Consider the following 20929-nt stretch of genomic DNA (forward strand, 5'->3'; position numbering starts at 1 on the left):
TCAGTGTATTAGCGTTATTGTTGCTATAAATAAAGCTCAAATCCAGTTTCAGATAACTCTATAAAAAATATAAAACGTTCACATTGAATTTCAATAGAAATTGCACTTAATACTTAGAAATGGCACTTATAACCAAAAAAAGAGTTCTTATAAGACAATTATTTGCTCATCAAAGCTTTTCAAGCTCTTCAATGAGTATTGGAATAAGTCTAGTATATAGAAATGACATTTGTGTGAAAAAATACATTATTTGTTGCTTTTTATCTGATTAAGATTGGTTTTTTGGGCTGATTTTATTGAAATTAATGATGGGGCGTAGAGCAAATGGCTCACCTATGATTATAGAGAGCCATTTAGGAATAAAAATTCAATGATTAGATTTTTGGAGAATATCCATAACGGACCGTTTCTGTTTGTTCTAAATGAATTTGTGTTACCGCAGGTTGGGTATTAGCGATCACTTGGCCATCACGAATAGAATAACGCACAGGAACTTGACGGCGAACGGCATCAAAGCCATTTTCTGCTGGTAAAATTAATAGACTAGCTCGGTTTCCTTCACTCACACCATAATCTTGCAAGTTCAATGTACGTGCGCTGTATTCACTAATCAGTTTCAGCCCATCATTGATTTGCTGATAACCCATTAATTGGCAGACATGTAACCCCATATGCAGTACTTGCAACATATTGGCTGTACCTAATGGGTACCATGGGTCAAATACATCGTCGTGACCAAAGCACACATTAATATCCGCGGCTAGCATCTCTTTCACTCGCGTAATTCCACGGCGTTTTGGATAAGTATCAAAGCGGCCTTGTAAGTGAATGTTCACTAACGGATTAGCGACAAAGTTAATTCCAGACATTTTTAGTAGGCGAAATAAACGGGAAGTATAAGCGCCATTGTATGAATGCATTGCGGTGGTATGGCTTGCCGTGACGCGAGAACCCATCCCGTGTGCATGCGCTAACGCTGCGACTGTTTCAACAAAACGAGATTGCTCATCATCGATTTCATCGCAGTGGACATCAATCAAGCGGTCATATTTTTGTGCTAAAGCAAATGTTTTATGGAGTGATTCCACGCCATACTCACGAGTAAATTCAAAATGTGGAATGGCACCAACGACGTCGGCTCCGAGGCGTAACGCTTCTTCTAACAGGGCTTCGCCATTTGGATAAGACAAAATACCCTCTTGTGGAAAAGCCACAATTTGCACATCAACCCAAGGTGCGATTTCTTGTTTTACCTCTAACATCGCTTTCAGTGCGGTTAATGTCGGATCTGACACATCCACATGAGTACGAACATGTTGAATACCATTGGCAATTTGCCATTTAAGGGTTTGCCACGCTCGATTTTTAACATCATCGTGGGTGAGCATCGCTTTACGCTCTGCCCAACGTTCGATGCCTTCAAAGAGTGTTCCTGACTGGTTCCAGCTTGGTTGCCCCGCGGTTTGAGTGGTATCCAAGTGAATGTGTGGCTCAACGAAGGGAGCCGTAACTAATCCACCTTCACCGTCTAAGCTGTCTGGTAATACTTCACCTTGAGGTTGTGGAAGAATGGCTTGAATTTTTTGATTGTCGATATCGATACGCCACAGGCCATCACGCTCAGGTAAACGGATATTATGGATATGTTTGATAGTTTGGTTAAGCACGGGTCATCTCCGAATCAGTAGTATGGCGGCGATTTAATAATGGGTTAAGGATAGCGTAACATAATGCACCGCCCAACACGGCATTGACAGGAACAATACCTGGTAACCAGTTACCTGCGATAACCCCAGCGGCAACGGCGATTAATGCACTGATGTTGACATCACGCATTTTACTGCGATCAAAGGTTTCGTAGCGGTGGCGGTACATGAGGTAGTCGGCGATGATTATTCCGCCAATAGGGGGAATAGCCGCAGATAAGAAAGTTAGCCAGCCAACAAAATTATTATATAACCACAGCGCACATAGCGTTCCAACCAGCCCATTGACAATGGATAAGGTTTTGCTGGATAACCCGGTGATATTGGCAAACCCTAAACCTGACGCATATAGGGCGTTATCGTTAGTTGTCCAAATATTTAAACCCAAAACGATAATTGCGGGTAATAGTAAACCTTGGGCAATCATCACATCTGAGATATCTGCCATACCTAATGATGCTGCACCAGCAGCTCCAAAGATAAACATCAATGAATTACCAAGGAAAAAAGCAATAATGGCGACAAGCACCGCAATCTTAGGTTTTCGTCCGAAACGCACAAAATCAGCTGTTAATGTTCCAGCACTCACAAAAGACCCCACTACCATGGCTAAGGCAAGGTTAAAATCGATAGGTTTTGCGGGGACGACTTCCTGCAATGCACTCATTCCACCCATGTCAGTGATAGCAAGGTAGACGGAATAACTGCCGAGTATCGCAATGGCAGGAACTGCAACGATTGACAGTATAGTTAGAGCAGAAATACCGAAAAAAACCGTAACGGTCATTAAGACCCCTGAAATACCAATCAACCAGTTGATATCCCAACCCGTGGCTTTACCAACAGGAATGGCAAACATCGCAACACCGACACCAAACCAGCCGACTTGTGTGCCACCTAATAGGAAAGAGGGGAGCCATGAGCCTTTAATACCAAAGGAATAACGAGCAAGAAGGTGGGTAGTTAAGCCTGTTTTAGAACCAATAAAACCAAGAAATGCGGTGTAGATACCAAGAAGAAGATTACCGATAAGAACTGCGAGGAAGAAATCATGAAAATCAAGACCGGTACCGAGAGCGCCTCCGGTCCACATACTGGCGGAAAAGAACGTTAAACCTAGCATCACAAAGGTTAATGCTAGTCCGCCTTTCCGCGCGGATATGGGCACGGGGCCATGGCTATAATTTTTATCGTCAGGCACGATTGTCTCCAGTTATTTTTCTCAGGCCAAAAAAATCCGACGCATTTTATAGCCATCAAAATAAAAAGCAAACGTTTTCGTTGATGGTTTAAAAGAATTAATGTGTCCAGAAATAATTTAATTTATGGAATTAAAAATAGGAAAAATAAATAATTGAGGGTTTAAATTACCTTATTTTTCAGTAATTCAATGCATTCTTGTGCACCACGTTTAAGCGCATGACCTTGCAAACATACCACATGAATAGGCAGTTTGAAGCCATTTGGGGTATTTTTAAACTCAAGGGGTTTTAGTGAACCATCGTGCAATTTATCTTTAATAAGTGATAAAGGAAAATTACCCCATCCCATACCACTTTCGACTAAACCGAGAGCTAAAGAAAAACTGTCTGTTTTCCAATAATTACTAGAAACTAGAATGCGTATATCACTCAATTCACGTTGACGACTTGCAATAATTATTTGGCGGCTTTCAACAAGGTCTTCGATATAGAGTGACGTTTTATTTTGCAAAGAGGGATGTTTAGCCGAAATGGTGGCAATAATTGATTCTTCGCCAATGTAATGAAATTGCTCTTGGGAATTAACATTTAAACCGCCAAAGACAATCGCGAGATGAATTTTTTGTTCATGTAGTAACGGTAAAAGATCATCTTGAGGTGCGGTAATCAGCTCAATATGCAGTAAAGGGTAACGCTGGCTTAAAATATGTAGAGTGTCAAAGAGTAAATTGGCATTAATACCTGCCGCAATACCAATAGTCAACGTGCTTTCAACGCCTTGAGTCAATTCTAAAGAAAACGTATTGAGCTGCGATAAGTTAGCGACAATATGTCGTGCATAGGGGGCTAATGAAAGCGCTTTTTCAGTGGGTTTAGGCTCCCGAGTGTGTCTATCAAATAGTTCAAATCCAAGTTCAGCTTCTAGATTAGCGACTGCCATACTGACCGCAGATGGCACGCGTTTTAATGCCCTAGCCGCTGCAGAAAATGAGCCTTTATCTAACACGGTGAGAAAAATCGTTAGGTTATCGCTATTAAATGGCATGATTGACCTTTCAATAAAATTGATAGAAGCTGACTTTTATTATCATTGAATAATATTTATTTTACCACCTTGTTGATAATGATATTTTTGGAGGTGGGAAAATGCAGGGGATTAAACGTAAAATTGTTTTTGTAACGGCTTATGAGGTTATTGGCTGGTTAATTTCAGCGTTGGCATTGGCTTTTCTTTCCGGTAATTCAGCGGAAACAACAGGCCCATTAGCTTTAGTCATAACGACTATTGCAGTGAGCTGGAACTTTATTTTCAATACTGCATTTGAATATTGGGAATCAAAACAAAAATCACGCATTAGAACCTTTAGGCGCCGGTTTGTACACGCTATATTATTTCAATTAACGTTAGTGATTTTTTTAATTCCTTTAATTGCATGGTGGTTATCAATTAGTTTATTACAGGCGTTAATACTCGACTTCGCCTTAATTATTTTTATCCCAATTTATACTTTCTTTTTCAATTGGGCCTTTGATAAGATTTTTGGATTGCCTAAATCTGCCTTACCGCAAGAGAATAACGCCACATCATAAGAAAGGTAAGAAAGTTATCGTGTTTCCTTGCCTGCTAACATTGTGCAGAAGGAAACACGAATCACACCGATTATTTTAATAACCTAGCCTTAACGGATTTCCCTTTAATTTTCCCCTGCTGTAAATGCTTGCGAGCATGTTCGGCAACCTCACGTTTGAGTGCCACATAGGCATGAGTAGGGTGGATCACAATCTTGCCAATATCGTCGCCATTGAGGCCAACTTCTCCGGTCAAGGCACCTAAAATGTCGCCGGGGCGTATTTTGGCTTTTTTACCGCCATCAAGGCATAAGGTCACCATCGTCGCTTCTAATGGAGTGACTCGTAAACCTGTTGGTTCGGCTTGCCAATTAAGCTTCATGTTTAACATTTCTTCTAGAGCATTGGCCCGCTGGGCTTCTTCTGGTGCACATAAACTAATTGCTAAACCGCTTTCACCTGCGCGTGCAGTTCGGCCGATGCGGTGAACATGCACTTCAGGATCCCATGATAATTCATAGTTAATCACCATTTCGAGGGCTTTAATATCTAACCCGCGGGATGCGACATCCGTAGCCACTAATACACGGCTACTTCCATTAGCAAAACGCACAAGAGTTTGGTCACGCTCACGCTGTTCCATATCACCATGAAGCACTAGGACACTTTGTTTGCTTGCAGTTAAGGCATCATAAACAGCTTGGCAATCTTTTTTAGTATTACAGAAAACGACGCAAGAAGCGGGTTGTTCACGGCTCAAGAGCTTTTGTAATAATGTAATTTTTTCGTGACGAGCAACTTCATAAAATTGCTGCTCAACCGCGGGAAGTTCATCAACACTATTGATTTCAATGGTTTGTGGATTATTTTGAATTTGCTGGCTAATTCGTGCAATTTCATCTGGCCAAGTAGCTGAAAATAATAATGTTTGCCTATTAATTGGTGCGTAGTCAATGATGGTTTCAATATCTGGCATAAAGCCCATATCGAGCATTCGGTCTGCTTCGTCTAAAACCAATGTTTGCAAGGCATCAAGTTGTACTGTTTCACGATTTAGATGATCAAGTAAGCGCCCCGGTGTAGCAACAATGATATGTGCTGCATGAGCAAGGGAGTCGCGTTGTACGCTAAAAGGTACACCACCGCAGAGTGTTAAAATTTTGATATTAGGGATAGCGCGAGCTAAACGGCGCAATTCATTGGCGACTTGATCTGCCAGTTCGCGAGTTGGGCATAAAACTAATGACTGAGTTTTAAATAACTTGGCATCAACATGTTGTAATAAACCCAGACCAAAAGCAGCAGTTTTACCGCTGCCAGTTTTAGCTTGTGCTCGAACGTCTTTACCGGCAAGGATCGGGGGAAGAGCGGCAGCTTGGATCTGCGTCATGTTTAGGTAGCCTAACTCTTGCAAGTTAGCGAGTTGTTCCGCAGAAAGCGCATTTAGGTCAGCAAATGAAGTCACAATACAATCTCAAATAGAATAAAAGGCATAATGGCGCTAATAATACTATTCCTACCTTACTCTGTCTGTTTTTAATTCGTTATTAATGTAGAACCTGACTATCACTGATATAGTTCAAAATTAAATCAACAGGAAGTGATGAAATGGAAAATTTGCAGCAGCGATTGATAACACGAAGCGGGAAAAATAGCACCACTAAAAAGCGGTGCTAAGAAGAGTGGATTATTCAATATTGATATTTTAGATAGGACCTAAATTAGTCATTACTGCATATATTAGAGCGACAATAGAAATGGCTATCCATGTGAAGACTAATGGCCAAATAAATCTCACCCATTGTGTATAAGGAATTTTTGCCGTTGCAAGTACAGCCATTAAAATTCCTGATGTTGGGTTAATACAGTTAACAACACCTTCTCCAAGTAATACAGTTTGCACCGTCGTTTGGCGAGTAATTTCTAATAAATCTCCCATTGGCGTGAAAATAGGTACAAGCACTGCCGCTTCACCAGAACCAGATGAAATAAAGAAGTGCATAATTGCTGCGGTTGCGAACATGGAAAGGGCAGATAAAGTCTTCGGTAAACCGTCCATCATTGAAATAATGGCATTAACGATGGTATCCAGAATCATGCCATCAGATAATACGATAGCAATAGCACGAGCCATACCAACGATAAACGCGCCGCCTACCATTCCTGCACAACCTTTTAAGAAACCTGTTGCAATGGTATTTGGCGACATACGGTTTAAAATACCCACGCCAACGCCTAAGATGATAAACATTGCCATCATCTCTTTTTCTCCCCAGCCCCACTCAACGGCACCGAAAATAAATCCGATTAAGCAGAATGCGCTATAGGAAAGGGTAATGACATGCAAAGCTGAAATTTTAGAGGTTTGGTGTTCGTCAGTATTAATTTCAATATCAGGCCGAACCATACCTTTGTTACGGCATTTTTTGGTATAAATCGTTAAAAATAAAATACCAGCGATAACAAATGCAATATAAATTGCCATTCTAAAACCGAGACCGGATAACAACGGGACATCGGCTAAACCTTGAGATAGGCCAACCGTCATTGGTGCCATGATTGAGGCGTTAAAGCCCGAATAAGCGGCGACATAGACTAAAGCGGCACCAAATTTATCGTCCATTCCCACGGATTTAGCAACTAAAAGACCGATAGGAACAAATGCAATAATTGAGTTAACGACAATTCCTGTTGTTCCTAAAATAGAAAAAACGACAAAGAATATACTGATTAGTAAAAAGTCATTAAGCCTTTTACTGCGCGAGATATTATTGAGTACCTTTTTGATAGCCCCAGTTTCTTCAAGAAGATGTAAAGCACCTCCAGTGAAAATAATCAAAAAGATAATAGGAGCTGCTTTGATTAGACCATCGGCAATTGAGGTGAAAATTTGTCCTGGTAAAATGCCGTGTTGTTCAGGTAAGCGCTCATAACTACCGGGAATGGTATAAGAACTCGATACTTTTGTTTCTATACCATCTTTTACCATGGTGATGACTTTTGTTTCTGATGCATATTGCCCCGCGGGAACGATCCACGTCGCAATGCCTGCCAATACTAAGATAAAAAACAAAAGCACATAAGGATTTAAGCCTTCAGAACGTTTTTTAGGTGGTGTTGTTGTGTTTGTTGACATCGTTGTCATAGAGTTTCCTATTGGATTATTTTTTATTGTGTAATGCGTTGTAATACATTGAAAAATAGTTGAGCACGCTCTGTGAGCGACGGTATTTCTAAATATTCTTTATCACTGTGCTGGTAACCACCAATCGGGCCTAACCCATCTACAGTGGCAGTTCCGACACCCGCAGTAAAAGAGGCATCAGAACCACCGCCAGTAGAAACATCGAGTAAATCAATATTTAGTTGTGCAGCTTCTTCTTTAATGATGTTGATAAGAACGGTGCTTTCATCCGTTTTAGCCATAGGTGGGCGATTAATTCCGCCGGTTAAGGTGAGTTTGATACCGTCTAATATTGGTGTACTACACACTTCCCTGACTTTTTTATCGATTTCAATACCCTGTTCTTCAGACGAGATACGAACATCGATTTCTGCTCTGGCATTCGGTGCGACAGTATTAACGGAGGTTCCGCCAGAAATTAAACCAACGTTAACGGATAGGCCTTTATCATGAGCTGAGAGTGCGTGTAGGCTTTGAATTTTATATGATAGTTCCTGAATTGCACTAATACCTGCTTCAGGTGCGATACCTGAATGTGAGGCTTTCCCTTCAATATTTAACACATAAGTCCCAACACCACGGCGAGCACTCACTATCGCGCCATTGGCACGCGCAGGTTCCATCACAAGTGCGTAGCGTTTTCCTAAAGCACATTGTTCAATGACACCGCGAGATGAAATAGAACCAATTTCTTCGTCACAATTGAGGAGAATCTCAATATTTTTATAGCGAATGTCTTGATTATCATAAAGTTGCTTCATGACTTGATATACCATGACATGACTGCCTTTCATATCAATCACGCCAGGGCCATAAGCGCGGTCACCTTCAATGCTAAAAGGACGTTCAGTAACGGTACCTTTAGGAAAAACGGTATCTAAATGCAATAAAATTAATATATCAGCCTTTGTTGATGGGTGATAAATTCGATAATTATTACCGAGTGATTCATTTTCAATGATTTCGACTTCGAACCCCATTTCGCGATATTTTTCACACCAGACAGCAGCGTGGTTATCTACACCTTCTTTGTCATAAGAACCTGATTCAATATTGACTACTTGTTTAAGTAGCGCAAGCATACTGGCTTCATGCACTGAAAAGTTATTATTCATAATTGTTTCCTTATATTGTCTCTACTACAAAATTAAGTTGTTTTTATTGTGGTAAATTTAATTTTAGGTAATATAAAAACAGAGTTTATATTAAGTTAAATTTATATAATTCAGATTTTCGCTAAATAAAACGTGGCTTTTATTAAAGATAAGAACAAAAGATAAAATTCAAATTTACTAATAATAATTGTGTTTTTTTTTGATTCTCATTGTTTGTATTGTGGAAAACTAATGCCCCAAATTTTTATGCTCAAGCGAGTCATATCACAGTAAAGGATATAACCAATATTGATACTTGATGCTTGAATCATAGGCATTTTTTGACTGTATCATAATAAATAATTTGTATACAAGATGATTCTTCACTAAAAAATTAAACCCATATAGAGAGTAATTTTACGAAGATATGTAATATGGAATACATTACTGAATTTGTTCGAGCAAATTTGAATTTATAATGAATAGTTCTGCACTAGGCTAAATTGAGATTCTTTAAGAAAAAGTGATTAGAATAATTTATAAAATATATAGTGGTCATGCATTTTTCTAATAATTTAAATAGCGGTAGCATTTCATTTATCATAGTTTGTAATAGTTATTGTACTTTTTTTAAACAAAAAATTGGGGTGATTAAATTAAAAATAACTCAATCAAATTTAGTCTCTGTGCCTATCTTATAAATAGTCCTTGAGCATATTGTTGCTTGATAGCCATTCTTTTGCGTGTTGATTTGCATTAATCGAATTGTTATAGCTTTTAAGTGATATAGCTCATTATAAGAAATAAAGTAAAAGAGAATAACTTTCTCTTATATGCCTATTGTGCAGTATGAGAAGAGGGGAAATAGGTATGAATACTAGGGTTCATGTTAAATCAACGACAGAATATCTACTAAATAATTACATTGCGTGATGATATATTTAACTTTAATAAAACATTTATTGTTTTGTTTTAGTAAGTTATGTATTTTTTATGGCTTGGTCGGTTGTGGAAGATAAACAAAATAATAATATTGTGACGGCTCGCTCATTTATGGGAAACGCATCAACATTATGAATTAAAAGGAAATTAATTCTTTAATAGAAAATTTTTCTCTTAATTTGAATAAAGACACTAATTTTTAGAAAAAATTTTCTATTTCCCTATGGCATATTCTTTTTAGCAACAAATATAAAGATATCACTTTTATTTTACTATATTGGGTTTTAGATTATGACTAAGAATATTGCTACAATTTTAATTCATGGTGGAAAGCAGCAAGATACCGTTAATCATGCTATTTTCCCTGCTATTACAACAGCCAGTACTTTTGTTCAGCAAAGTTTAACAGAACATGGTGAATATTGTTATTCACGTTGCAGCAACCCAACGCGTTATGCATATGAAACCTTACTAGCAGAAATTGAAGGTGGAAGTTATGCAACAGCAACTGCATCCGGAGTGGCAGCTTCAAGTTTAGTCTTAAATTTATTACCAAAAGACTCGCATATTATTGCGATGAAAGGTGTTTATGGTGGAACATTTAGGTTATTTGAACGAGTTTCAACCATTAATAGCGGTCATCAAATAGATTATGTTGATTTGAATAACCTTGATGAAGTTAAAACAAAAATAAAAGAGAATACGCGTTTAATTTGGATTGAAAGCCCAACTAATCCATTATTGGAGTTAGTTGATATCAATGCGATTTGTTCACTTGCAAAAAAACATAATATTTTGACTTGTGTTGATAATACATTTGCAACAGCTTGGAACCAAAAGCCGTTAGAATTAGGTGCTGATTTAGTGATGCTATCGGCAAGTAAATATATTGGCGGTCATTCCGATTTAATTGGTGGTGCTGTGATCACCCAAAGAGAAGACTTAGCCAGCCGCCTTGATTTTCTAAAAACAACTTTAGGAGCAATTGCTTCTCCTTTTGACGCCTACCTTGCTTTACGTGGATTAAAAACATTAGCGTTACGAATGGCGGCACAATGCAGTAATGCAGCGCAAGTGGCTAACTATTTATCGACGCACCCAAGAGTAGAACAGGTTTATTACCCAGGGTTAGCTTCACATCCACAATATGAATTATGTAAAAAGCAAATGCGTACAGGTGGAGCGGTTGTGACAATTAAGTTGAAAGGGGATATTGAAGATACCAAAACGTTTTTATCTAAAGTTAATTACTTTGTATTAGCCGAATCATTGGGTGGTGTTGAAAGCATGGTAAACCATTCGGCAACTATGTCACATGGGTCGATGACAAAAGAAGAAAGGGAAAGTATCCATGTATATGACACCACATTACGTTTATCTGTAGGTATTGAAGATATCACTGACTTATTAAATGATTTAGAAAATGCACTATCTTAATTTATTAAAATCAAAATAAAATTAAAATATAATAAGAGAGCATCTAATGAATGATTATGGAATTTGGACCATCGTCACGCCAATGGTGACGATACTTTTAGCCATTTTTACACGACAAGTTATATTATCGTTATTGCTGGGGATTCTAGTTGGTTTTACCGTTATATATGACCATAATATATTATTGGGTATAAACGGAACGCTCGATGGTATTATTAATACGTTTGCATCACCGGGAAATACAAAAACTATTCTATTTATGGTAATGATTGGCGGTATTATGCGGCTAGTCGTTGTTACTGGTGGTGTGCGATCATTAGTTAAATTATTAACAAATAAAACAAGGCTAATTAAAAATAAAAAAGCTGTTCAATTAATGGCGATAATTATTACATCATTAATTTTTATTGAAAGTTCAATTAACCAATTAATTGCTGGAGCATCAACAAAAACATTAGCGAAGAAATACGGTGTTTCGCCAGAAAAAATGTCCTATATTGTACAAACTTCCTGCGTATCAGTTTGTTCATCAGCCATGATTAACGGCTGGGGAGCGGCAATGATGGGTGTTATTGGTGTACAAATATCTAAAGGTTTAATTACTGGAGAGCCATTTGAAATTTTAGCAGGCTCAATGGTATTTAATATCATGGCGTGGTTTTCTTTAGCTTCAGTATTATTTTATATTTTCTCCAATGTTTCTTGGGGACCAATGAAAAAAGCGGATTTACGCGCAGAGCAGCAAGCTTTAACTTTATTGTCTGCAGAAGAAACTGAGCAGGATGATGAAGATATTATTGAGCATCCTAATTGCCATACCTCTCTTAACTTTTTTATTCCAATTTTATCAACAGTATTAATGGTACCTATTGCGCTTTATATCACTGGTAATGGTGATTTTAGTAAAGGTAGTGGCTCAACATCGGTATATTGGGGAGTCATGTTTGGAACTTTAGTCTCTTTTGTGTGGTTCTTAGCGCGTCGTGTGCTTAATATTGAGACTTTCTTTAAAGAGTTATACATCGGCTATGCCAGCATGGTAAAAATTAGTTCAGTGATGATCCTCGCTTTTTTAATGGGAACCGTTTCTTCAGATTTAAACACTGGTGCTTATATAGCTGAAATTACCTCTGGTGTCATTTCACCGGCTTTCTCAATCGGTTTTATATTTTTAATTAGTGCGGTGATGTCATTAGCAACTGGAACATCGTGGGGAACATTTGCGATTATGATCCCAATCGGTGTGCAATTAGGGCTTTCAGTTGGAATGCCTGTTGAATATATGATTGGTGCCGCAATAGCAGGTTCAATTTATGGGGATATGACATCACCCATTTCCAGTGATGCGATTGTGGCCTCTATGGCAACAGATTGTGACCATATTGAGCATATTCGTACCCAAATGCCTTATGCCACGGTGACTGCCGCTTTTGCGCTGATGGTTTATCTCTATTTAGGTTTCACATATTAATAAGGTGAATAATATAATGAGCATTAGACAACGATTAGCTGCAATAAATAAAATAGATCTACTTCGAGGACCAACACCGTTAGCAAAATTAAATAATCTTTCAGAATATTTAGGCCGTGATATTTATATTAAGCGTGACGATATGACCCCCCTAGCAATGGGGGGCAATAAACTGCGAAAATTGGAATATATTATTGCAGATGCGATACAAAAAAAGTCTAAGGTGATTGTTACGGCAGGGGCTATTCAATCAAACCATGTTCGCCAAACAGCTGCAATAGCATCAATGTATGGTCTGGAATGTGTCGCATTATTGGAAAACCCATTACAGAGTTTGAATTCATTATTTTTAACAAATGGTAATAAACAACTGACAGATTTATTTAATGCCCGCTGTTATTTTTGTGATGAGTTAACCGACCCAAGCTTACAAATGCAAGCGTTAGTTGAATCCCTTAGATTGCAAGATGCTTATATTGTACCTATTGGTGGTTCTGATGCTTTAGGGTCATTAGGTTATGTTAATTGTGCATTAGAAGTTGCCGAGCAGACTCCTAAAGATATTGAATTTGCCGCAGTTATTGTTGCTTCTGGTAGCGCAGGAACGCATGCAGGGCTAGCTATGGGATTACAATCGGTATTTCCTCAAACACCAGTGATAGGTGTTACCGTTTCAAGAACAGTTGCGCAGCAACAACCTAAGGTAGAAACCTTACAGCAGGAAATTGGTGAATTATTAAACCTGACAGATTTTCCTAAAGTGAATCTGTGGGATCAGTATTTTTCACCTTGCTATGGTCAGCCGAATAACAAGGGCCAACAAGCCATTGAGCTATTAGCTCAAAAAGAAGGAATACTACTTGACCCTGTGTATACCGGTAAAGCCATGGCGGGTTTAGTTGATCATATTTTAAAAGAAAGTATTGATGGCAATCAGCCATTACTTTTTATTCATACTGGCGGAGCACCCGCTATTTTTGCTTATTCTGAAATCAATGTAGCAACGATTAAATAGACTTTTGATAATGCGATTTACTTATGAAAATTAATACCAAGGTTATTCATGGTTACCCCATGACAGATAAATATACCGGAAGTTCTTCTGTTCCGTTATATCAATCATCCACATTTTCACAAGCCAATATTGAGGAAAGTTACGACCATATTTATTCGCGTTTTTCCAATCCAACAAGAGATGCAATAAGTGAGGCAATTTGCGCGATTGAAAACGCGAAATTTGCTGAGATTTTTTCCTCAGGAATGGCAGCAATAAGCGCAGTATTACTTAATTTTAGCCAGGGTGACCATATTGTTGCTTGCAAAAATATTTACGGTGGTTCTTTCCAGTTAATGACTGAATTTCTGCCTCGTTATGGCATTTCAGTGACATTTGTTGATGCGACTAATCCAATGAACTATCAGCAAGCAATAACGGAGAATACCAAAGCGTTTTATATTGAAACGCCATCTAACCCCACATTACAAGTGACTGATTTAAAATCTGTTATTGAAATTGCGCAACAGCATAATATTATTACCATCTGTGACAATACCTTTATGACGCCATTGTTATCAGATGTTATCTCTCTTGGAATTGATTTTTCTATTAATAGTGCGACTAAATTTATAAATGGCCATAGTGATGTGATCTTGGGGACAGTAGCAACGAATAACCCTGAATATGCGAGGTGGTTACATAAGTCTGCGGTGGCTATTGGCAGTATTGCAGCCCCATTTGATAGCTGGCTGACGATGCGTGGTTTAAAATCAATGGCAATGCGGGTTGAACGAGCTAGTGAAAATGCGCAAAAGCTTGCAGAATATCTGAGTGAGCACCCAAAAGTACAACGCGTTTTTTATCCGGGGTTAGCTTCACACCCAAACCATATGATTCATATGCAACAGTCCAAAAATGGCGGAATGGTGGTTTCCTTTGATTTGGGTAGCTATGAAAATGTAAAGCAATTTTTAGAAGCAATTCGTATTCCACTCGTTGCGGTCAGCTTAGGGGGAATTGAATCAATTATTTCCTACCCTAAAATGATGTCCCATGCGTGTATCCCTGAAGAGGAAAGATTACTGCAAGGCGTAACGGATGGATTATTGCGGTTCTCATTGGGCTGTGAAGATATAGATGATTTACTCGCTGATGCCGATTTTGCTTTATCGCAGGTACAGTAATTAGGCCATTAGTAACACATTTTTACTTCTGAGTGATACCTACCACACACCTAAAAAACGCCCATAATATTTTAATCCCTCTAAATAGTCTGATTTATTTAGAGGGTTTTTACTTCACAAAATGCTTATTTGAACGATATAAAACTAAAGACAAAGCTCTTTATTCGCTGGGGTTAATTGAGCGCTTTGTTGGATATGTCTTAAAGTTTCTGTTGCCAGCAGCGCAGTGGCTTCATAAAAAGTATTCCCGCTTTGCAATTGCATTTTTTCTAAATAGCGATATACCCAAGGTAAAAAATGTATTTCGAGTAATTCACGTAACAGTTCTGGTTTATTTTCAATCACCCAGGCAGTGAGAAGAAATATTAGCCCCACATGATCTTCGGGTTCTTTTTGATTTAATTCAATATTGATTTGGTTATTACGAAGCCATGCTCTTAATTCAAGTGTCGAAATACCAAAAACAACATTTTCTTTATCAAGATAAACAGAACCCCAAGGTGGTGCAGGTAATGCGTAAGGGCCAATAAATAAGCGCTGGTAGGCTTCTTGTAAAGTTTCTGATTCAGAAAGACTATCTTGAAAAAGTTTATCAATACGTTGGCAATCATAATCCTGAGTAAATGGCCACTCAGCTAACCATTCGCTCGTCGTAAATAAATCAATTAGTTTATTTACGCGTGCATCAGAAGGGTCATAATAAAATAATGCCCCCAAAGTTTGCGCGCAAAGCGAAAAATCTGCCAATAATTTTTGTTCCATATTTGTCCACTTGCTATGTTAATGATGACGCTTTGGTGCGATCGTAGCGAAACATGCGATTGTTGTCGATGATAAGAAGGTAATTAGCCCCCTTATCATCGTAAAAACAATGGAATAGTCGTTATCCGGCGATAGCCATACCTACAGTCATATGTAGCCCGTAGAAAATGCCTCTACCAATTAATTCACCAAAAATCACCAATAATACGGCGACTAATAGCCCGATAATTGACGGATTTTTCATTTTAACATGTGGGTAAATCCAGAAAGCTAGCCCTAATGTTAAGCAAACAGTACGCCATCCCATCAGTGAGGCATAATCTGGAACAAGCTCAGATGCTTTTTGTACTGAGCTTTGGATAGAGCCTAATTCAAACCCCTGTGCCGTCACCAAAATACTACTCGCAACCACTGCAACAATACTGATTAATGTAAAGAAACGGACGTTATTGATATCATAGCTTGCTATGCGTAATAAAAATGCGGCAAGAACAGGCCCTGCAATAAAGCTGGTTAGGATAAATTGCAAACTACCATAGTGATTAAACCAAGTTGGGACGGTATCAATTTGGTAAACGCGGGATATGGCATAAATAAATATTGCCGCAAAAATGATAGTGATAATTAACCAAATAGTACCAATAGACTTAGGCATTTTTTTCAATAATGACAGTAACCAATATACCCCACCTAAGGCGAAGAATATTGAACCACTAACTATTTCGTTACTAAGAGCGGAATGACCAACACGTATCATTGAATTGAATGCACGCATCGGCGAGCCCATATGCAGCATGGAAAGTAAAAAGCCAATTCCCATTAACGCCCATAAACCAAACATGCTCATCACTATTTTATGATGCTGCTCTTGCAAGGGTTTCATTAACAATACCAGAGCCATGAGAATAAATGCACCGGCAACACTTTGACCTATAACGGTGAAGAAGATTAACGGATATTCATGTAAGCCTGCGCCCATTTTAAACTTCCTCCGGATTCGCTAAATAACCTGTGGTGTCACCAACAGGACGGCAATTTGCATTGAGATTTAACACAATATTGGGTTTGGTATAATGTGCAGCGGGTAGAGGTGCTATCTCATTGATTGTGCCGTATTTTGCACGTAGCTCTTCAATGGGCCCAAAATCTAATGCACGTAGCGGGCAAGACTCAACACAAATGGGTTTTTTGCCTTCAGCCACACGTTCATAGCAGCCATCACATTTAGTCATATGCCCTTTAACTGCATCAAACTGAGGCGCACTATAAGGACATGCCATATGGCAATAACGGCAACCAATACAAACACTTTCATCGACAATGACAAAGCCGTCCTCACGTTTGTGCATCGCGCCACTTGGGCAAACTTTAACGCAAGCAGGGTCCTCACAATGGTTGCATGAAATGGAAAGATAATAAGAGAATACATTTTGATTCCATGCACCATCTTGCTCTGTCCAGTCGCCGCCTGCATATTCATAAATACGACGGAAATGAACATCAGCGGATAAGTTTTTAAAATCTTTACAGGCGAGTTCGCACGTTTTGCAGCCCGTACAGCGTTGTGTATCAATATAAAAACCATATTGTTGTGACATACCGGGCTCCTTATAGTTTTGTAATTTCAACTAAGTTAGTATGCTGAGGGTTCCCCTTAGCAAGCGGTGAAGGGCGTTGAGTCGTGAGGACATTAATACACCCGCCTTGGTCTACTTTTTTGCCAAACATATCGGCATCTAACCAAGCCCCTTGGCCCATAGCAGTCACGCCTGGCATGATCCGTGGTGTCACTTTCGCTGGAATATGAACTTCACCTCGGTCATTGAAAACCTTGACCATATCACCCTGTTTAATACCACGTGCTTTGGCATCTATAGGGTTAATCCATATTTCTTGGCGACAAGCTTGTTTTAAGATATCAATGTTGCCATAACTTGAGTGTGTTCTGGCTTTGTAGTGAAACCCTGTCATTTGTAATGGGTATTTTTTATTAAGACTATCGGTATGGCTTTCAAAGCCTTCGGTATAAATTGGCAGCGGGTCAATTACATCATCTGGTGCTAATTGCCATGTTTTCGCTATTTCAGCTAGGCTTTCTGAGTAAACCTCTATTTTTCCGGAAGGCGTTTTCAGTGGATTAGCTTGAGGGTTATCTCGGAAGGCTTTAAATCCAATGACATGTTCATCTGGGCATTTGTGCTTGAAAATACCCACAGTTTTCATTTCTTCATAAGTTGGCATATCAGGGAAGCGTTCGCGGCTTTTTTCACATAAATATTTAACCCATTCGTGTTGGGTACGGCCTTCGGTAAATTTCTGTTCGACATCAGGGCCTAAGCGTTTTGCTATTTCTGACAAAATTTCATAGATGGGCTTACGCTCAAATTTAGCGCTAGTGGCTGGTTGGCCTAAGATCATGTACGACATGTTTCCTGCGGACTCACTAGGAATAAGATCTTCTTGTTCGGTCGGCATTAAATCAGGTAGTAAAATATCGCAATATTTTGCAGAGGCCGTCATGAAGTGGTCGATGCCGACAATCATTTCGCATTTGCTGTCATCTTGTAAAATTTCATGGGTGCGAGCGATATCACTATGCTGATTTATCAATGTATTACTGGCATAGCACCATAAAAATTTAATGGGAACATCTAATTTATCTTTCCCTTTGATACCATCATGAATAGCTGTCATTTCGGTACCGCGTTCGATGGCATCAGTCCATGTGAAAACAGAAATCTGAGTTTTTACTGGGTTATCGAGCATCGGGAACCATTCAACACCGGAATCATAAGTACCTTCACGACAGCCTGAATTTCCACCACTAATGCCAACATTACCAGTAATAATGGCTAACATGGCAATTGCTCGAACGGTTTGTTCACCATTTGAATGACGTTGAGGACCCCAACCTTGAACAATATAAGCGGGTTTTGCTTGGCCTATTTCACGGGCTAACTTAATGGTTTTATCTGCTGGGATACCTGTAATTTTAGCGGCCCACTGTGGTGTTTTAGCAATACCATCAGCACCTTGGCCTAAAATATACGCTTTATAGTGACCATTTTTAGGTGCCGAAGCTGGCAAGGTTTTTTCGTCATAGCCGATACAGTATTTATCGACAAACTCTTGGTCGACCATATCCTCAGTAATAATCACGTAAGCCAATGCGGCAGCAAGTGCACCATCAGTACCAGGACGAATAGGTAACCATTCATCTTCTCTACCAGAAGCAGTGTCATTATAACGAGGGTCAATGACTATCATGCGCGCATTTGAACGTTCGCGCGCTTGTTCGACATAATAAGTGACACCTCCGCCACTCATACGAGTTTCAGCAGGGTTATTACCAAACATCACAACTAGTTTTGTATTTGCAATATCATCAGGACTATTTGCTTCTTGGGAGCCGTATAGGTAATTCATACCTGCACGAATTTGTGCAGTACTATAACTGCCGTAGCGGCTCAGGAAACCACCACATGAATTCATTAAGCGATAAGGAACATTTGAGTTGGTGATATTACCGCCATCAACGCCAGTACCATATAAAACGTGAACGGCTTCATTACCATAATTTTTTAGAATATCGCGTAAGCTATTACCAACAGTATCAAGGGCTTCTTCCCATGAAATTCGGACAAATTTGCCTTCACCACGTTTACCCACACGTTTCATTGGGTATTTCAATCTATCTGGGTGATTCATTCTTCTGCGGATTGAGCGACCACGCAGGCAAGCTCTGACTTGATGATTACCATATTCATCTTTTCCCGTGGTATCAGATTCAACCCAATATACCTCATCGTCACGCACATGGAGGCGTAATAGGCAACGGCTACCACAATTAACGGTACATGAACTCCAAACGGCTTTTTCTTCAGGGGATGTTGAGTTTTGAGAGGTATCGATTGCTTTTGCATTAAAAGGAAGTGATAAACCGCCAACTGCAGCAAATAAACCGCCAGCAGCGCCAGATTTCACGACATTGCGTCTTGAGATAGGGCTATTTAATAATTTATTTTTTGTATTCATTGATATTAGCCTTTATGACCATATTAAATATAGTGTTATTCAGGGGCTATCTTACTCTGACATATTTAGTTTTTTTTGCGCCATATCAACGAAGTTATATTTTCAAAACTGGTAACTTTTTTATAATAAATAAATATTAATGATAATTGATATCATTATAACGTTATGAATAAAAACAGGTTTTATTTTTATTGCTCGTGTCTAAAAATTTAGAAATGTTAATATTGAGTTTTGTAGAGAAAATATTTCTCTCGGTAAGGCCATTTTCGGAAAATAGGGAGAAGACTTTTAGTCATATAGTTGGAATATAATAATAAATTTCTCTAGGAGCATTGATTTCTCTTAAAAAACAATAAAATTTATTATTATTTTTTGGAATGAAAAATAAATACAGAATAACTAACTATAAAGTGAACATCTAATATCCAATTAAGGTGTACTTTTTTATTGAAAATAATTGTTATTATCAGTGTTGGTTAATTAAATTCAATATTGAGAGTGATAGATTGAGCAAAACCTGCTGGTGGCTTACCGACAGAGCGGCTTTTTTGTACTGCAAGTAAAGCGGCTTGATCTAATAAATCATTTCCTGAACTGCTTGCTAAGCGAATTAAACTAATTTCTCCGGTTTGGCTTAATTGAAATTGAATAGTTGCGATACCACGGTTTTTCATTTTTTTTGCGCGGCGAGGGTATTGCTTGTTTCGCTCAACTTCTTGGCGCAGTTTTTCTCGATAGGCATTAATTAGTTGGCTATTAGTGTCACTAGTCGCATGTTGGTTTTTGGGGCCTTTAATTCCTGCTGATTGAGAAGAAACAAGGTCACCGGCTTTTTGTTGTTGTGCGATTGGCAAATCATTTTTAATTTCGGAATCAGCTTGTTTGCTGGGGTTTTCAGTTCTTTTAGTGAGTTCTTTGGGTTTTACGGGTTCTTTTTGTGTTTTGATCACCTTTTTTTGCTTTTTAGGCACAACAACGGCGGCATTTTCAATAATTGGGCTGGGTTCTATTTTTACCTCACTAGGGAGTTCTATCGGTTGAAGGAGCTCTTCAGGTTCTGCAACGTTAACCGCTTGAGTCAATGCGATCGATATAATCGGCGCATCCTGTTGTGCTTGGTTTTTTAAGGATAATGATTGAGCCGTAACATAGGTTAAGTACCCAATAACAAGAATATGCAGTGTTATGGATAGCGTAAAAGTAATTAATTTTCGACTCATCATAAGACCTCAATATTCTTTCTTGTTGAACCTAAAGAGGGTAGACCAAAACAGCTCTTAAGTAGTTATGCTTGAGTTATAACTCATAAGATAAAATAACGATTCGAATTATATGTTAATAATTAT

Annotated in this window: 16 protein-coding genes; 5 read left to right on the forward strand and 11 right to left on the reverse strand. The window is 38.7% G+C overall.

Translation table 11 applies throughout. From position 1 onward, the window contains the following. Positions 1–374: 374 nt before the first annotated feature. The 3 genes from PSE72_RS07305 to PSE72_RS07315 all read right to left on the reverse strand — a co-directional run bounded on the left by PSE72_RS07305 (position 375) and on the right by PSE72_RS07315 (position 3953). Positions 375–1667, reverse strand: coding sequence for a cytosine deaminase (locus PSE72_RS07305; RefSeq protein ID WP_115166831.1), 1293 nt, complete (start codon positions 1665–1667; stop codon positions 375–377). Continuing rightward, a complete protein-coding gene (codB, locus tag PSE72_RS07310; protein WP_115166832.1) occupies positions 1660–2907 on the reverse strand; it encodes a cytosine permease in 1248 nt (415 codons plus the stop codon). Before codB ends, PSE72_RS07305 begins: the two co-directional genes overlap by 8 nt. 161 nt (positions 2908–3068) lie before the next feature. After that, positions 3069–3953: a LysR family transcriptional regulator gene (locus tag PSE72_RS07315; RefSeq protein ID WP_115166833.1), complete on the reverse strand. Its 885-nt coding sequence runs from the start codon at positions 3951–3953 to the stop codon at positions 3069–3071. Positions 3954–4054: 101 nt separating this feature from the next. Here PSE72_RS07315 and PSE72_RS07320 point away from each other — a divergent pair, with 101 nt between their 5' ends. After that, entirely contained in the window at positions 4055–4498 is a 444-nt protein-coding gene (locus PSE72_RS07320; protein WP_004262335.1) for a PACE efflux transporter, read from the forward strand. 70 nt (positions 4499–4568) lie between these two features. Here the strand turns inward: PSE72_RS07320 and dbpA are convergent, their stop codons facing one another. From dbpA to PSE72_RS07335, 3 genes are all read right to left on the reverse strand, one after another. Continuing rightward, positions 4569–5942, reverse strand: a complete 1374-nt coding sequence (gene dbpA, locus PSE72_RS07325) for an ATP-dependent RNA helicase DbpA (RefSeq protein ID WP_115166834.1) — start codon at positions 5940–5942, stop codon at positions 4569–4571. Positions 5943–6182: 240 nt separating this feature from the next. After that, positions 6183–7622, reverse strand: a complete 1440-nt coding sequence (locus tag PSE72_RS07330; RefSeq protein WP_004913421.1) for a YfcC family protein — start codon at positions 7620–7622, stop codon at positions 6183–6185. Between the two features lie 23 nt (positions 7623–7645). Continuing rightward, positions 7646–8776 (reverse strand): M20 family metallopeptidase, encoded by a 1131-nt coding sequence (locus tag PSE72_RS07335; protein WP_004913419.1) that lies wholly within the window; start codon positions 8774–8776, stop codon positions 7646–7648. A gap of 1212 nt (positions 8777–9988) precedes the next feature. On the opposite strand from PSE72_RS07335, the gene PSE72_RS07340 reads away from it, so the two are divergent. From PSE72_RS07340 to PSE72_RS07355, 4 genes are read left to right on the forward strand one after another with little or no spacing between them, the layout of a single operon-like run. Further along, entirely contained in the window at positions 9989–11134 is a 1146-nt protein-coding gene (locus PSE72_RS07340; RefSeq protein ID WP_115166835.1) for a trans-sulfuration enzyme family protein, read from the forward strand. A 46-nt stretch (positions 11135–11180) separates the two neighbouring features. After that, positions 11181–12605 (forward strand): Na+/H+ antiporter NhaC family protein, encoded by a 1425-nt coding sequence (locus PSE72_RS07345; protein ID WP_115166836.1) that lies wholly within the window; start codon positions 11181–11183, stop codon positions 12603–12605. A gap of 16 nt (positions 12606–12621) precedes the next feature. Continuing rightward, positions 12622–13620 (forward strand): D-cysteine desulfhydrase, encoded by a 999-nt coding sequence (locus PSE72_RS07350; protein ID WP_115166837.1) that lies wholly within the window; start codon positions 12622–12624, stop codon positions 13618–13620. 23 nt (positions 13621–13643) lie between these two features. Further along, positions 13644–14786, forward strand: a complete 1143-nt coding sequence (locus tag PSE72_RS07355; protein WP_272690939.1) for a trans-sulfuration enzyme family protein — start codon at positions 13644–13646, stop codon at positions 14784–14786. Between the two features lie 144 nt (positions 14787–14930). Here PSE72_RS07355 and dmsD read toward each other — a convergent pair whose 3' ends face one another. From dmsD to PSE72_RS07380, 5 genes are all read right to left on the reverse strand, one after another. Beyond that, the gene (gene dmsD / locus PSE72_RS07360) at positions 14931–15548 is read right to left on the reverse strand and encodes a Tat proofreading chaperone DmsD (protein WP_198641413.1); all 618 of its coding nucleotides are present in this window, start codon (positions 15546–15548) and stop codon (positions 14931–14933) included. Between the two features lie 121 nt (positions 15549–15669). Continuing rightward, complete coding sequence (locus PSE72_RS07365; protein WP_109912725.1) at positions 15670–16527, reverse strand: DmsC/YnfH family molybdoenzyme membrane anchor subunit; 858 nt, start codon at positions 16525–16527, stop codon at positions 15670–15672. Position 16528: 1 nt separating this feature from the next. Further along, positions 16529–17146 (reverse strand): DMSO/selenate family reductase complex B subunit, encoded by a 618-nt coding sequence (locus PSE72_RS07370; protein ID WP_115166839.1) that lies wholly within the window; start codon positions 17144–17146, stop codon positions 16529–16531. Between the two features lie 10 nt (positions 17147–17156). Next, the gene (ynfF, locus tag PSE72_RS07375) at positions 17157–19583 is read right to left on the reverse strand and encodes a selenate/tellurate reductase subunit YnfF (protein ID WP_147281931.1); all 2427 of its coding nucleotides are present in this window, start codon (positions 19581–19583) and stop codon (positions 17157–17159) included. Between the two features lie 476 nt (positions 19584–20059). Continuing rightward, positions 20060–20806, reverse strand: a complete 747-nt coding sequence (locus PSE72_RS07380) for an energy transducer TonB (protein WP_109912723.1) — start codon at positions 20804–20806, stop codon at positions 20060–20062. Between the last annotated feature and the right edge of the window lie 123 nt (positions 20807–20929).

The organism is Providencia sp. PROV116, from assembly GCF_028482485.1.
In the GTDB taxonomy this organism is placed as follows: Bacteria; Pseudomonadota; Gammaproteobacteria; order Enterobacterales; family Enterobacteriaceae; genus Providencia; species Providencia rettgeri.